Origin of the sequence: Kribbella sp. DT2, assembly GCF_049844575.1 — a bacterium.
Classification (GTDB): Bacteria; Actinomycetota; Actinomycetes; order Propionibacteriales; family Kribbellaceae; genus Kribbella.
Map to the genome: position 1 here is coordinate 470,484 of NZ_JBNCLH010000005.1, position 14,123 is coordinate 484,606.

At 69.8% G+C, this 14,123-nt stretch carries 12 protein-coding genes; 6 read left to right on the top strand and 6 right to left on the bottom strand.

From position 1 onward, the window contains the following. Nucleotides 1–4: 4 nt before the first annotated feature. Nucleotides 5–2,284 (top strand): helicase-associated domain-containing protein, encoded by a 2,280-nt coding sequence (locus ACLQ2O_RS23810; protein ID WP_425834964.1) that lies wholly within the window; start codon nt 5–7, stop codon nt 2,282–2,284. Here ACLQ2O_RS23810 and ACLQ2O_RS23815 read toward each other — a convergent pair. Both ACLQ2O_RS23815 and ACLQ2O_RS23820 read right to left on the bottom strand, forming a co-directional pair. Continuing rightward, entirely contained in the window at nt 2,281–3,141 is an 861-nt protein-coding gene (locus tag ACLQ2O_RS23815; protein ID WP_425834966.1) for a DUF2797 domain-containing protein, read from the bottom strand. The two genes, ACLQ2O_RS23810 and ACLQ2O_RS23815, sit on opposite strands and share 4 nt — an antisense overlap. Nucleotides 3,142–3,173: 32 nt before the next feature. Then, the gene (locus tag ACLQ2O_RS23820; RefSeq protein WP_425834968.1) at nt 3,174–3,797 is read right to left on the bottom strand and encodes a TetR/AcrR family transcriptional regulator; all 624 of its coding nucleotides are present in this window, start codon (nt 3,795–3,797) and stop codon (nt 3,174–3,176) included. A gap of 129 nt (nt 3,798–3,926) precedes the next feature. Here ACLQ2O_RS23820 and ACLQ2O_RS23825 point away from each other — a divergent pair, with 129 nt between their 5' ends. Then, the gene (locus ACLQ2O_RS23825) at nt 3,927–5,372 is read left to right on the top strand and encodes an MFS transporter (protein WP_425834970.1); all 1,446 of its coding nucleotides are present in this window, start codon (nt 3,927–3,929) and stop codon (nt 5,370–5,372) included. 86 nt (nt 5,373–5,458) lie between these two features. Then, nucleotides 5,459–7,099 carry a DNA repair helicase XPB gene (locus tag ACLQ2O_RS23830; protein WP_425834972.1) on the top strand — a complete coding sequence of 547 codons (1,641 nt, stop codon included), beginning with the start codon at nt 5,459–5,461 and terminating at the stop codon, nt 7,097–7,099. Here the strand turns inward: ACLQ2O_RS23830 and ACLQ2O_RS23835 are convergent. The 4 genes from ACLQ2O_RS23835 to ACLQ2O_RS23850 are packed head-to-tail and all read right to left on the bottom strand — an operon-like array spanning nt 7,096 to nt 10,440. Further along, the gene (locus ACLQ2O_RS23835) at nt 7,096–7,632 is read right to left on the bottom strand and encodes a nucleotidyltransferase family protein (protein WP_425834974.1); all 537 of its coding nucleotides are present in this window, start codon (nt 7,630–7,632) and stop codon (nt 7,096–7,098) included. The genes ACLQ2O_RS23830 and ACLQ2O_RS23835 overlap by 4 nt on opposite strands. Continuing rightward, entirely contained in the window at nt 7,629–8,330 is a 702-nt protein-coding gene (locus ACLQ2O_RS23840) for a FadR/GntR family transcriptional regulator (RefSeq protein WP_425834976.1), read from the bottom strand. Before ACLQ2O_RS23840 ends, ACLQ2O_RS23835 begins: the two co-directional genes overlap by 4 nt. Nucleotides 8,331–8,387: 57 nt before the next feature. Then, complete coding sequence (locus ACLQ2O_RS23845) at nt 8,388–9,329, bottom strand: dihydrodipicolinate synthase family protein (protein WP_425834977.1); 942 nt, start codon at nt 9,327–9,329, stop codon at nt 8,388–8,390. Between the two features lie 16 nt (nt 9,330–9,345). Beyond that, nucleotides 9,346–10,440, bottom strand: coding sequence for a sialidase family protein (locus ACLQ2O_RS23850; protein WP_425834979.1), 1,095 nt, complete (start codon nt 10,438–10,440; stop codon nt 9,346–9,348). A gap of 76 nt (nt 10,441–10,516) precedes the next feature. Between ACLQ2O_RS23850 and ACLQ2O_RS23855 the strand changes: the two genes are divergently transcribed. The 3 genes from ACLQ2O_RS23855 to ACLQ2O_RS23865 are packed head-to-tail and all read left to right on the top strand — an operon-like array spanning nt 10,517 to nt 13,974. Continuing rightward, nucleotides 10,517–12,139: an extracellular solute-binding protein gene (locus ACLQ2O_RS23855; RefSeq protein WP_425834981.1), complete on the top strand. Its 1,623-nt coding sequence runs from the start codon at nt 10,517–10,519 to the stop codon at nt 12,137–12,139. Further along, a complete protein-coding gene (locus ACLQ2O_RS23860; protein ID WP_425834983.1) occupies nt 12,140–13,090 on the top strand; it encodes an ABC transporter permease subunit in 951 nt (316 codons plus the stop codon). Further along, nucleotides 13,087–13,974, top strand: a complete 888-nt coding sequence (locus ACLQ2O_RS23865) for a carbohydrate ABC transporter permease (protein WP_425834985.1) — start codon at nt 13,087–13,089, stop codon at nt 13,972–13,974. The genes ACLQ2O_RS23860 and ACLQ2O_RS23865 overlap by 4 nt, the downstream gene beginning before the upstream one ends. Nucleotides 13,975–14,123 lie beyond the last annotated feature (149 nt).

Sequence of the window (14,123 nt, forward strand, 5' to 3'; positions counted from 1 at the left end):
AGGGATGAGCAACACCGAGCGGACCCGCCCCCGTACCCTCGCCGAGGCGCTGCGGAGTTGGGACGACCCTGCTCTGGGCCACCTGCTGCGGCACCGGCCCGATCTGGCGACGCCGATCCCCGCCGACACCGGCCAGCTGGCGGCGAGGGTGACCACCAACGCCTCCGCGGCCCGCTCGATCAACCGCCTGGACGAGTTCGGTGTCGACCTGCTGGAGGCGCTGTCGGCGCTGCCCGAGCCGGTGGACGTCGCCGGACTCGCTGCGGGCGTCGGCCAGCCCGTGGAGATCGTCCAGCCGCGCGTGCTCGAGCTGCTGGCGCTGGCGCTGGTCTGGGGCACCGAGGACGACCTGCGCCCGATCAGAGCCGTGCACGAGCTGCTCGGCCCGACACCTGCGGGGCTGGGCCCTGTCACGACCAAGCACTACGGCGACCTGGACAAGCTGATCGAGGAGGCCGGCCCGGAGGCGCGGGAGGTGCTTGCCAAGCTCACGTGGGGTCCGCCGACCGGCACGGTCGAGAAGGCCGAGCGCCCGGTGACCATCGCCTCGGCGAAGAGCGCGGTGGAGCAGCTGCTGGCGCGCGGGCTCGTCGTACCGAAGGACCCGACGACCGTCGTACTGCCTCGGCAGATCGGTCTGCACCTGCGCGGTGGCCGCGTGCTGCCGTCGACCCGGCCGACTCCGCCGCCGCTGGACGGCAAGCAGGTGTCGGCCTCCATCGCCGACCGGGCTGCTGCCGGCGCCGCACTGGACCTGGTTCGCATGGTCGACCGCGCGCTGGAGCAGCTGGGCACAGAGCCACCGCCAGTACTGCGGACCGGCGGCATCGGAGTCCGTGAGCTGCGTTCGCTCGCCGGGCGGATCGGTGTCGAGGAGCAGACCGCCGGTGCCGTGCTGGAGATCGCGTACGCCGCCGGCCTGGTCGCCGCCGTCGAGGTCGGCTCCAGCGACATGTGGCTCCCGACCGGTGCGTACGACGACTGGCTGGAGCTCGACACCGCGCACCGGTGGGCCCAGCTGGTCATCGCTTGGCACACGGGTCTGCGGGCGATCGGTCTGATCGGCCGGCGCGACAGCGGTGGTGCGACTGCTGCTGCGCGCGAGCGACTGGTCAACGCGTTGGCGCCTGACCTGGAACGCCTGCTGGCGCCGGAGGTGCGTCAGCTGACGCTGGAGGCGCTGGCCGAGGCCGGCGAGGGTTCTGCGCCGGCGGTCGAGTCCGTGGTGACCTGGGTGGCCTGGCACCGGCCGCGCCGCGGTGGGCAGTTCCGGGACGACCTGGTCGAGTGGACTCTGACGGAGGCCGCTCTGCTCGGGCTGACCGGGCTGGGCTCGCTGGCGGTTCACGCGCGTCCGTTGCTGCGCGAGGAGCCGACCGCTGACGACTTGGCCGCGGCGATCGAGCCGATGGTGCCCGCACCGGTGACGGAGTTCCTGTTGCAGGCTGACCTGACCGCTGTGGCGCCTGGACCGCTGGTGCGCGCCGTACAGGATGATCTGGCGGCCATGGCCGATGCGGAGTCGCACGGTGGTGGTGGGGTCTTCCGCTTCAGCGAGAGCTCGGTACGGCGTGCGTTCGACATGGGCAGGACCAGCGACCAGCTGCACAAGTGGCTGGCCGAGCACTCGCGGACGCCGGTGCCTCAGCCGCTGACGTACCTGATCGACGACGTCGCGCGGCGGCACGGCGTCCTGCGGATCGGTACGGCGACGACGTACCTGCGCTGCGACGACGAGGACGTGCTGACGCAGCTGCTCAGCTCGAACCTGCCCGGCGTGCGCTTCCGTCGCCTCGCGCCGACGGTCGTGGTCTCGCCCTCACCGCCGGACATGGTGCTGTCCCGGTTGCGCGAGGCAGGCCTGGCGCCGCTGGCCGAGACCTTCGACGGCGTCGTCCAGATCAGTACGGCGACCGCGCGCCGCGGTGACGCGCCGCGTCGTCGTACCAGCAGGGACTTCGTCGACACCCCGACCGAGCTCACCGAGGACCAGGTCAAGGCGGTGATCGAGAAGGTCCGCACCGGCGACCGTCTCGCCGCCGAACGCCCCGAGGACGCCGGGCAGGAACCGAGCGCACCGGCCGAGACCATCAGCATCCTCACCAACGCCGCCGAGGCCGGCAGCCGCACGTGGATCTCGTACGTCGACCACAACGGCAACGCCTCGGAACGCATCGTCGAACCGGTCCGCGTCGCCGACGGCTGGCTCACCGCGTACGACGACGGCGCCGACCAGCCCCGCACCTACGCCCTCCACCGCATCGCCACCGCCCGCCCGGTCTAGAAAAGCGCGTCCTGCTCGATCTCCGGTGGGGCCACAGGTTCCAGAGGAACGTCCACCAGCGCACCAGGCTCAGCAGCTCTGAGCGACCAGCCTGCCAACAGATGCGTGTCGAGCAGGACCACCCCGAGCGACGTCCGCAGGTAGATGTCGCCGGCGATCGTGCAGGCGATCTCACCGGCCAGCGTGCCGCCGGCGGTGGGCGCGCGGAGCGCGGCGTCGGGGTGGAGTCCGTCGGCAGGTAGGCCGTACGCGGTGGTGTGGTCGCGGATCGGTGACTCGCAGCGGGTCTGGCCCTCCGGCCAGGACAGCTCAGCTGCGCGGCCGGCCAGGTCGCGCAGAGCAGCGGAGCGCGCCGCAGTCTCCACCGGACGGCCGCGCGCTGCACGCTTGCGGGTGGTCGAGACGCGGTCCGGCAGACCGAGCGTGGTCATCAGCAGGTTCTCGATCCGGCGCGCACCCAGCAGCGAGCCGCTGGAGATGAACGTCGACGACAGCGCGCCCTGCTCCAGCAGCCGCGCCTCTCCACGCTCGGTCGCGGTGATGCCGACCTTGACCACGCTCCCGTGGTGCGCCAGGTACACCGAGAACGACCGCGGATCGTCCAGCCGCGTGTCCGCGGCGATCGAGTTCGACCGTTCCATCGCCTGGCAGTCCGGGCACTGCGGGCTCCGACCTGTCGGCTCCAGCACCGTCGAGGTCGAGCAGGCCAGCCGCCGCGACCGCCAGATCCCGATGCACCGCCGGTCCGCCCCGAACACGAACGCCAGCTCGGTCCCCAGCCCCAACGGGCTGACCTTCCCCGTCACCCATTCCAGCTGCGCTTCCCCACCGCTCCACAGCAGCCCAGTCACCCGCATGCGCGAAAGCTACAGCAGCCCACGGACAACCTTCAGGACACCGGTGCCAGCAACAACCCGGTGATGGCGTCGGTCAGTCCGGTGGCCAGCCGCGACCAGGTCGGACTAGGCGTGGGCACACCCTCGGCAACAGCCCGCTCGTACTCGGCACACGTGTGCACGATCAGGTGCCGAGCCATGTCACCCCGCTCGGCCCGCACGTTCGCCGGTACGGCGGGCAGACACGTGTTCAGCCCGTCCCGCACCTGCTGAAGCTGCTGCGACGTCATCGCCTCCTCGACGATGATCTGCCGCAGCGCCGGGTCGGTCATCACCTGCGCACCGAACCGCGCGTACCAGGTCGGCGTACTCAACGTCCCCAGGTACTCGGGGTTCGGCCGGACCATGCAGCCCACCCAGTCCCGCAGCTGCGGCGCGGCCGGGAGCTCGGCCAGCATCCGCGTCCGGATCTGCTCGATCGGCTCGCTGTGCCGCCGTACGACGGCGCGGACCAGGTCGGCCTTGGTGCCGAAGTGGTACCCGACGGCCGTGTTGTTGCCCTGGCCGGCGGCCTCGCTGATCTGCCGGTTGGAGACCGCGCCGACGCCGTGCTCGGCGAACAACCGCTCGGCGGCGGCCAGGATCAGCTCGCGTGTCTGCTGCGCCCGGAGTGCCATCGCCCCACCCTGCCCCACCTGTTGGCCAGTTGTCGGCTTCAGATTGCCGATTCGCTTGCTTTAAGTCAACTGACTGATTTACCGTTAGTTGTATTCCGCAACCAAACATCCCCGCCCGGAGGCTCCTGCATGTCCGCTGTCCCTGCCGCGCCACGTCCCAACGCGGTCGTCGCCGCGCTGGCCTGTGCCGGCATCACGGTCTCGCTGATGCAGACCTTGATCATCCCGCTCGTCCCCCAGCTCCCGGCCCTGCTGCACGCCACCCCGAGCGACGCCACCTGGGCGATCACCGCCACGCTGCTGGCCGGTGCGATCGCGACGCCGATGATCGGCCGCCTCGGTGACATGTACGGCAAGCGCCGGATGCTGCTGCTCAGCCTGAGCATGCTGGTGATCGGCTCGATCATCGGCGCGCTGAGCGACTCGCTGACCCCGATGATCGTGGCCCGCACGCTGCAGGGACTGTCGGCCGGCGTCATCCCGCTCGGCATCAGCATCATGCGCGACGAGCTGCCGTCGGACCGGCTCGGCACGTCCATCGCACTGATGAGCGCGTCACTCGGCATCGGCAGCGCACTGGGTCTGCCTGCGGCCGCACTGATCGCCGAGTACACCAACTGGCACGTGCTGTTCTGGACGGCGGCCGCAGCAGGCGCAGTAGTCCTCGTCGTGGTTGTGACGCTCGTACCGGAGTCCTCCGTACGGACTGGAGGCCGCTTCGACGCGGTCGGCGCGGTCGGACTGTCCGTCGGGCTCTTCTGCCTGCTGCTGGCGATCTCCAAGGGCGCCGACTGGGGCTGGGGCAGCGGACGGACCGACGGCCTGTTCGCCGCGGCTGTAGTGGTCCTGGTGCTGTGGGGCTGGTACGAGCTGCGCGCCAAGCAGCCTCTGGTCGACCTGCGGACCACCGCACGCCGTCAGGTGTTGCTGACCAACCTCGCCTCGGCGGTGTTCGGCTTCGCCATGTTCGCCATGTCCCTGGTGCTCCCGCAGCTGCTGCAGCTACCGAAGGCCACCGGGTACGGGCTGGGCCGCTCCATGCTCGCCGTCGGCCTGGTGCTGGCGCCGTCCGGGCTGGTGATGATGGTGACCGCTCCCCTGTCCGCCAAGATCTCCCGCACCCGCGGCCCGAAGGTGACGCTGATGCTCGGTGCGGTCATCGTCGCGCTCGGCTACGGCCTCGGCATCGTGATGATGTCGGCGGTCTGGCAGCTGGTCGTGATCGCCGCGGTGATCGGCGCCGGCATCGGTCTGGCGTACGGCGCGATGCCGGGGCTGATCATGTCCGCCGTACCGGTCTCCGAGACGGCCGCCGCGAACAGCCTGAACACGCTGATGCGCTCCATCGGTACGTCGGTCTCCAGCGCGGTCGCCGGGCTGGTGCTGGCCCAGGTGACGATCTCGTTCGGCGGCCTCCAGGTGCCGTCGCAGAACGGGTTCCGCTTGATCCTGGCGATCGGCTGCGGCGCCTCGCTGCTCGCGCTGGCGATCGCGGCGTTCCTGCCCAAGCACACCCCGCCGGTAGCCCAGGCGGCCGTCGTACCGGGTGCGCTGGAGGCAGACCCCGTCGCCTGATTTGCCGGACGGGGCACAATGGAGGGTCGGGCAGGGTGATCCTGCCCGGCTCACCACGAATCACACCGTCTGACGGGAGATGTTGCGTGACCGACGGACCGTTGATCGTCCAGTCCGACAAGACCCTGCTGCTGGAGACCGCTCACCCGGACTCGAACGACTGCCGCAAGGCGATCGCCCCGTTCTCCGAGCTGGAGCGGGCCCCGGAGCACGTGCACACCTACCGGCTGACCCCGCTCGGCCTCTGGAACGCCCGCGCCGCGGGGCACGACGCCGAGCAGGTGATCGACGTCCTGCTGCGCTACAGCCGCTACCCGGTCCCCCACTCGCTGCTGGTCGACATCGCCGAGACGCTCGACCGGTACGGCCGGCTCCGGCTGGAGAAGCACCCGGAGCACGGCCTGGTCCTGGTCACGACGGACCGGCCGGTGCTGGAGGAGGTGCTGCGCTCGGCCAAGATCAAGCCGCTGCTGGGCGACCGGATCGACGACGACACCGTGCTGGTGCACCCGTCCGAGCGGGGCCACCTCAAGCAGACCCTGCTGAAGCTGGGCTGGCCCGCCGAGGACCTGGCCGGGTACGTCGACGGCGAGAAGCATCAGATCGACCTGGTCACCGACGGCTGGGAGATGCGGCCGTACCAGCAGCAGGCAGTCGACTCGTTCTGGCACGGCGGCTCCGGCGTCGTCGTACTGCCCTGTGGTGCCGGTAAGACGATCGTCGGCGCGGCCGCGATGGCGCAGGCCTCGGCGACCACGCTGATCCTGGTCACCAACACGGTGTCCGCGCGGCAGTGGAAGGACGAGCTGCTCAAGCGGACCAGCCTGACCGAGGAGGAGATCGGCGAGTACTCCGGCGCGCGCAAGGAGATCCGGCCGGTCACCATCGCGACGTACCAGGTGATGACGACCCGGCGGAAGGGCGTCTACTCGCACCTGGAGGTCTTCGACGCCCGCGACTGGGGCCTGATCGTGTACGACGAGGTGCACCTGCTGCCGGCGCCGATCTTCCGGATGACCGCCGACCTGCAGACCCGGCGCCGGATCGGCCTGACCGCGACGCTGGTCCGTGAGGACGGCCGCGAGGGCGACGTGTTCTCGCTGATCGGCCCGAAGCGGTACGACGCGCCGTGGAAGGACATCGAGGCGCAGGGCTGGATCGCACCGGCCGACTGCGTCGAGGTGCGGGTCGACCTGGAGCAGACCGAGCGGTTCGTGTACGCGACCGCCGAGCCCGAGGACCGGTACCGGCTGGCCGCGTCGACGCCGGCCAAGTCGCGGCTGGTCCGGCGGATCGCCGACCACCACAAGGGCGAGCCGATGCTGGTGATCGGCCAGTACATCGACCAGTTGGACGAGCTCGGTGAACGGCTGGAGTGCCCGGTGATCAAGGGCGAGACGACGGTCAAGGAACGGCAGCGGCTGTTCCAGGCGTTCCGGACCGGCGAGATCGACCGCCTGGTGGTCAGCAAGGTCGCGAACTTCTCGATCGACCTGCCGGAGGCTTCGGTCGCCGTACAGGTGTCGGGGACGTTCGGGTCGCGGCAGGAGGAGGCTCAGCGTCTCGGTCGCGTGCTGCGCCCGAAGGGCGACGGCCGGACGGCGCGCTTCTACTCGATCGTCGCGCGGGACACCGTCGACGCCGAGTTCGCCGCGCACCGCCAGCGCTTCCTGGCCGAGCAGGGCTACGCGTACACGATCGTCGATGCAGAAAATCTCTTCGCTTAAAGCAGGTCGTCGCAGGGGATCAGCGGACACGGAACTCGTTTGAGATAAGGCCCCATGGAGCGGTCGCCGGTGGCGGCGGCCGCTGCTCCGGCCCAGTGGTCCCGGCCGATGAACACCGGGTAGCCGGCAAATCCGCTGAAGCCGGCGCGGGCCAAGGCCGCCGGGCCAGGTGCGGAGGCGGCCACGACTCGCTCGAGCACCGCCGGGCCCACCTCCGGCCGGTCGACCATGTGGAAGAGCGCCGAGGACGCGTCGGTCTGCTCGGCCCAGGCGAAGGCGGCCTTGACCGAGTACGACAGTCCGTCGGACCAGTCCGGCGACGGTACGACGGTGACGTCCTCGCCGGCGAGCAGGGCGACCACGTCCGGCGCAGCAGCTCCGACCACCACGCCGATCGGCCCGCAACCAGCGGCTCTCAGCGTGGCGACGGTGGTCACGACCCACGGCGTACCGTCGGCCGCACGCATCAGACCGCCCGGCATCCCCAGTCTGGTCCCGGCACCGGCCGCCAGCAGGACGCCGAGCACGCTCATTCGCCGAGCCGGGTGTGGATGCCGACGAAGTGGTCCTTCATGGAGCGGGCGAAGTCTTCGGGCCGGCCGGACTTCAGGGCGTCGAGCAGGTCCCGGTGCCAGCCGGCCGCGTCGGACGGCGTGTAGCGGGCCCCCGGAAGCCGGGCGTCCACCTGGGCGAAGGTCCGCCAGAAGACGCTCAGCAGGTCGATGACGAGCGAGTTCCCGAGCGACTCGTAGAGCGCCTGGTGGAAGGCCCAGTCCTCGTCCGGGAAGTACAGCCCGTCCGCGGCCTTCGACTCCATCCGCGCCACGATCGGTTCGAGCTCGTCGAACCCGACCTGGCTGAAGTGCGCGACGACGTCGTCGGCCAGCCCGACCTCGATCGCCTGCCGAACCTCGAGCACGTTCTGCACGTCGCGCAGGTCACCCTTCATCGACTGCGACATCTTGAAGGCGAGCCCGTCCTCGAGCGCCTCCAGCGTGACCTCGCCGACGTACGTGCCGAACCCGTGCCGGATCTCGATGATGCCGACCGCCTGCAACGCCTTCATCGCCTCCCGCAACGGGTGCCGGCCGACGCCGAGCTGGACCATCAGGTCCTGCTCGTTGGGCAGGGGGTCGCCCGCCTTCAGCCCGCGCTCCAGGATGAACGACTTCATCTGGTCACGGATGAAGGTCTGGTTCCCTCCGGCGCCTCGCGCCCGCCCGGTGGTCACAGCAGCCTCCTCGGATCGAACGGCCAGCTTAACGACCGGGCGGGCGGGATCAGGCCTTCAGCGCAGTCCGGCGCGTTCGAGCAGCCCACCGACCGCGGCGATCTCGGCCTCGTCCAGCGGGATCGACGGGTACGCCGTCAGCGGGGTCGCGATCACCCCGAGCAGGAACAGCCCCGCCTTGAACGCGCCGAGCGCTCCCGAGCTGTTCCCCATCCGCGAGCGGTCGGCGACCTCGACGATCTCGAACAGCCGGAACAGCCGGTCCTGCTCGGCGCGCGCGGCCGCCAGGTCCCCGGCGGCGATCGCGTCGAAGATCCGCACGTACCCGGTCGGGTCCACGTTGCCCAGCCCGGGCACCACGCCGTCCACCCCGAAGTTCAGCGCCGAGTCGACCGTGACCTCCGACCCGGTCATGATCGCGAACCCGGACAGCCCGGCCTCGCGCCGGTCGAGCACCAGCCGGCGCAGGCTCGTCTCCTGCCCGCTCGAGTCCTTCACCCCGGCCAGCACCCCGCGCCGGCCGAGCTCGATCACCAGCGACGACGGCAGCTTGGTCCCGCTGAGCCGCGACGGGATGTCGTACGCGTACAACGGCGTCCCGCCCGCGACCGAGGCCAGTCGCTCGTAGTGCCGCTCGATCTCGGCCGGGTGCGTGGCGGCGTAGAACGGCGCCGTCGCGACCACCGCGTCCACCCCGGCCTTCAGCGCGGCGGCGACATGGGCCCCGGCGCGTGCGGTCGAGGTGTCGATCGCCCCCGCGAGCACCGGGACCTGGCCCGCGACCTCGGCGACGACGGTCTCGAGCACGGTCCGGCGCTGCTCGTCGGTGAGAAAGGTGCCCTCTCCCGAGGTCCCGAGGACGAAGACACCGCGGACTCCCCCGGCCAGCTGGTACGCGACCAGGCGCGCGAGCGAAGCGGTGTCGACGTCGTACTCGGTGGTCAGTGGGGTGACGAGCGGCGGCACCACACCGCTGAGGTTCTGGGCGGAACTGGACACGTAATCTCCCCTGGATTCAGAACTGGGACGGATCGAACGAGACGTACGACAAGGTGGCGAAGGACGAGGTCTCACCGGCCTCGTAGAACAGGCCGACCTGTCCGCCGGGCAGCGGCACCAGGTCGGAGTACCCGGCCATGCCCGGGTGGACGACCAGCCCCGGCTTCCAGGACAGCCCGTCGTCGGTGCTGACGAACACGGTCAGCTCGCGCCGGATCTCCGGGTGCACCGGCGTCGACAGCTGCAGCCGGTCGCCGACCCGTAGCACGCTGCCCTGGATCCCGGGCGCGGTGATCTCCGGGATTCCGGCGTACGGCGCATCGAGCGTCGCGCCGCCGTCGGAGGAGTACGCGTGGGCGCGGGCGGGACCGGTGCCGCGGTGGTTGCGGGTGTTGAAGTAGAGCCGCCCGTCGGCCAGCTCCACCACGGTCGTCTCGTTCGCGTTGATCTCGCCGCCGTCGTTGCGGTCGACGAACCCGCGCTGCCACGACCGGCCGCCGTCGTCGCTGTAGATGCAGTGCCCGCCGTTCAGCCGCATCGCACCGGCCGCGTCGAGGCCGTCGAAGTCCGCGGGCACGAACGAGTGGTTCGCCGGTACGACGAGCCGCCCGGCGTACGGGCCCTGGGTCAGCGTGATGCCGTGGCACGGACCGGTCGCGTACCAGCCCCAGTCGTCCGGCTTGACCTGCGCGGTGATCTCCTCGACCGCGGTCCAGGTCTCGCCGTCGTCGCTGCTGCGCTGGACGAAGACCCGGCGGCCGTTCTCGGGATCGGTGCCGCGGGCAACGGAAATCTCGACCGCGTCGGCGCCGTTCCGGACCGTCACCAGCACCAGGTCGCCCGACGCCGGATCGATCAGCGGCACCGGGTTGCCGCAGGTCTTGCCGGCCGCGGCCGAGACCACCTGCAACGGCAGCCAGGTCCGCCCGCCGTCGTCCGAGCGCCGGAGCACGACCTCGATCTCGCCGGCGTCGGCCGACGAGTTCAGACGGCCCTCGCAGAAGGCGAACAGTGTCTCGCCGCGCACGGCGATCGAGGGGATCCGGAACGTGTGGTACCGGCTGCCGGCCGGGTCGAAGACGACTTCGGGAGCGCGCACTCTTGAAGACATAGGACGTACTATGTCATGGTGGCGCCGCCGACTCAATCGGCTCCGACGTGTTCGACCGCCACGGAAGTGAGGCCTCATGCCACTCAGCAGACGAAGTTTCCTCGGCGGTGGCCTGGCCGCCGCCGCGGTCGCCGTCACCGGTACGCCGCTGCTCAGCGCCTGCGCACCCGAGAAGAAGAACCAGGCCGCCGCCGACCTCGCGGTCAAGCTCCCGACGTACCTGCGTTACACCGGGGTCAAGCCCGACCTGCCCGGCACCGACCTGGTCCTGGACGGCTTCCTGAAGTACCCGGCGAGCCCGCTCAAGGCGATCGCCGACAAGCCGGGCGACGGGCAGCCGATCACGTTCATGACCAACATCCCGGGCGCGATCCCGCCGGCGGTGGAGAAGAACGCCTTCTGGCAGGCGGTGAACGACCGCCTGGGCTCGGAACTGCAGATCAGCATGGCGTCCAACGACGAGTACAAGGACAAGTTCGCGACGCGGATCGCCGGTGGCGACCTGCCCGACATCCTGAACATCCCCGTCGACACCGTGCAGATCCCCGGCCTGATGAAGGCCAAGTGCATGGACCTGACCGAGCAGCTGTCCGGCGACGCGGTCAAGAAGTACCCGTTCCTGGCGAACATCCCCACCGAGTACTGGAAGGGCTGCGTCTTCAACGGCGGCATCTACGGCGTCCCGGTGCCGCGCGGGGTGTCTAGGACCTCACTGCCGCTCTACCGCGAGGACCTGCTGGCGGCCAAGGGCGTCAAGGCCCCGGCGCCGAAGAACTTCCAGGAGTTCTTCGACCTGGCCAAGGAGATGACGGCGCCCAAGCAGAACAAGTGGGCCTGGACCAGGGTGCCGCTGTCGACCATCCGGCAGATGCTCGAGGTTCCCAACGTCTGGAAGGCCGACGGCGGCAAGTTCACCTCGATGTTCGAGCACGACGCGCAGCTCGACGCGCTCGAGGCGGCCCGCAAGATGGTCGCCGCCGGCGTGGTCAACCCGGACGCGTTCAACGACAAGGCCTCCGCCCGCAAGCAGTGGTTCAACGGCGGGATCGCCGCCTTCGACTACGACGGCTTCGTCGCGTGGAACCAGTACTACGCCGACAACACCGCCGGTGAGGCGTTCGCGGTGAACATGCTCGACGTCCCCGGCTTCGACGGCGGCCAGGGCAAGCCCTGGCTGGGCGCGGCGCTGAACAACATCACCTCGTTCCGCAAGGACACCAAGCACTCCGTCGGCACCCTGCTGAAGGTCGCCAACTGGATGGCCGCACCGTTCGGCACCGAGGAGTACCTGTTCCGCAAGTACGGCCTCGCCGGGCGGCACTACGCCCTGCAGGGCACGGATCCGGTGCCGAACGCGGTCGGCGTGCTGGAGACCGGGATCGGCCTGCAGTACATCAGCGACTCCACCCTGGCGCTGTACTGGGCGGGCAAGCCCATCATCGCGCAGAACCAGCACAAGATCCAGCAGAAGGTCGCGTCCCGCCTCGTCCCCGACGCGTCGTACGGGCTCTACTCGGACACGCAGTCGAAGCAGCAGACGCAGCTCGCGAAGAAGATGACCGACCTGGAGAACCAGATCGTGCAGGGCAACAAGCCGGTGTCCGAGTGGACCGCGGCGGTCGCGACCTGGCGTTCGTCGGGCGGCGACAAGATGCGCGCCGAGCTCGAGCAGGCCCTCAGTGACGCGGCAGGGCGCTAGATGCTCCGAGGCAAAACCAAGCCCGGCGTACCGCGGCAGCAGTTGTCACTCGGGCGGCGGCTGGTCCGCGACCGGGTGCTGCTGCTGTTCGCGCTGCCCGGGACCCTGCTGATCATCGCGTTCCACTACGTGCCGCTGCTCGGCAACGTGATCGCGTTCAAGGACTACCAGCCGTTCCTCGGCATCGGTGGCAGCGACTGGGCGGGACTGCAGAACTTCTCGGTGATCTTCACCGGCGACCCGGCCTTCCTGCTGGCGCTGAAGAACACGCTGATCCTGACCACGCTGCAGTCGGTGTTCGTGTTCCCGGCGCCGATCCTGCTCGCGCTGCTGCTGAACTCGCTGTTCTCCGAGCGGATCAAGCGGATCGCGCAGAGCATCCTCTACCTGCCGCACTTCATGTCGTGGGTGATCGTGGTCGCGTTGTTCCAGCAGATGCTGGGCGGCAGCGGCCTGCTGAACAACTACCTGCGCTCGCACGACCTGGCCACGCTCGACATCATCGGGAACTCCGAGCTGTTCCACGTCCTGCTCACGTCGCAGATCATCTGGAAGGACACCGGGTGGGCCACGATCCTCTTCCTGGCGGCGCTGTCCCAGATCGATTCGCAGCTGTACGAGGCGGCCAGCGTCGACGGTGCGAGCCGGATGCGGCAGCTGTGGCACGTCACGATGCCCGGGCTGCGCGGCATCATCATCCTGCTGTTCATCCTGCGGCTGGGTGACTCGCTGACGGTCGGGTTCGAGCAGATCGTCCTGCAGCAGGCCGCGGTCGGACGTGACGTCAGCGAGGTCCTCGACACCTACGTCTACAACAACGGCGTGATCGGCGGTGCCTGGGGCATCGCGGCCGCGGTTGGCCTGGTGAAGGGTCTCGTGGGCGTCGTGCTCGTGCTGGTCGCGAACAAGGTGGCGCACGTCTTCGGGGAGCAAGGGGTGTACAGCAGATGAGCCGGCGAATCGTCAACGGCGTACCGATGCCGTCCTGGCCGATGCGAGGCTTCAAGGGCCTGGTGCTGCTGGTCTTCTGCGCGCTGGTGGTGATCCCGTTCGTCGCGGTGATCTCGACCAGCATCGCACCGAACAAGCAGGTCACCGAGTCGGGTGGGCTGGTGCTGCTGCCCGACTCGGTCGACCTCGGCGCGTACCGGTCGCTGTTCGCAGGCGGGGTGGTGACGGACGCGCTGTTCGTCAGCATCTTCGTCACCGTGGTCGGCACGCTGCTCAGCCTCACCGTCTCGTGCCTGCTCGCGTACGCGCTGGCCCGGCCGGGGTTCACCGCCGGGCGCCCGATCCTGCTGATCGTGCTGTTCAGCATGCTGTTCTCCCCCGGCATCATCCCGCTGTACCTGGTGGTCAAGGGGGCGAGCCTGCTCGACAGCATCTGGGCGCTGATCGTGCCGACGATGGTGAGCGCGTTCAATGTGATCGTGCTGCGGGCGTTCTTCTCGAACCTGCCGAACGAGATCACCGAGAGCGCCCGGATCGACGGCGCCGGCGAGCTGAAGACGTTCGCCTACATCGTGCTGCCGCTGTCGAAGGCGGTGCTGTCGGTGATCGGCCTGTTCTACGCGGTCAGCTACTGGAACGCCTTCTTCGGCGCGCTGCTCTACCTCAACGACAGCAGACTCTGGCCGCTGCAGCTGGTCCTGCGGACGTACGTCATCAACGACACCCAGCTGGGCAGCGCGGAGCTCGGCACCGAGCGGCTCCCCCCGCAGGCCTCGATCCAGATGGCGATCCTGGTGGTCTCCATCGTGCCGATCCTGCTGGTCTACCCGTTCCTGCAGCGGCACTTCGCCAAGGGCGTCCTGACCGGCGCCGTCAAGGGTTGACCCGGGGGCGACACGCCGTACGGCGCCAGGGCCGGCCGGTGTGATCCGGGAGTCACCGGCGGCCGGAATGGATCGGCGCCGGGCCCAGTTGGCCTCTGTGCAGGGTTTCGGCGACTACCTGGACGGGGGGAGACGGACCGGTCGCTCAC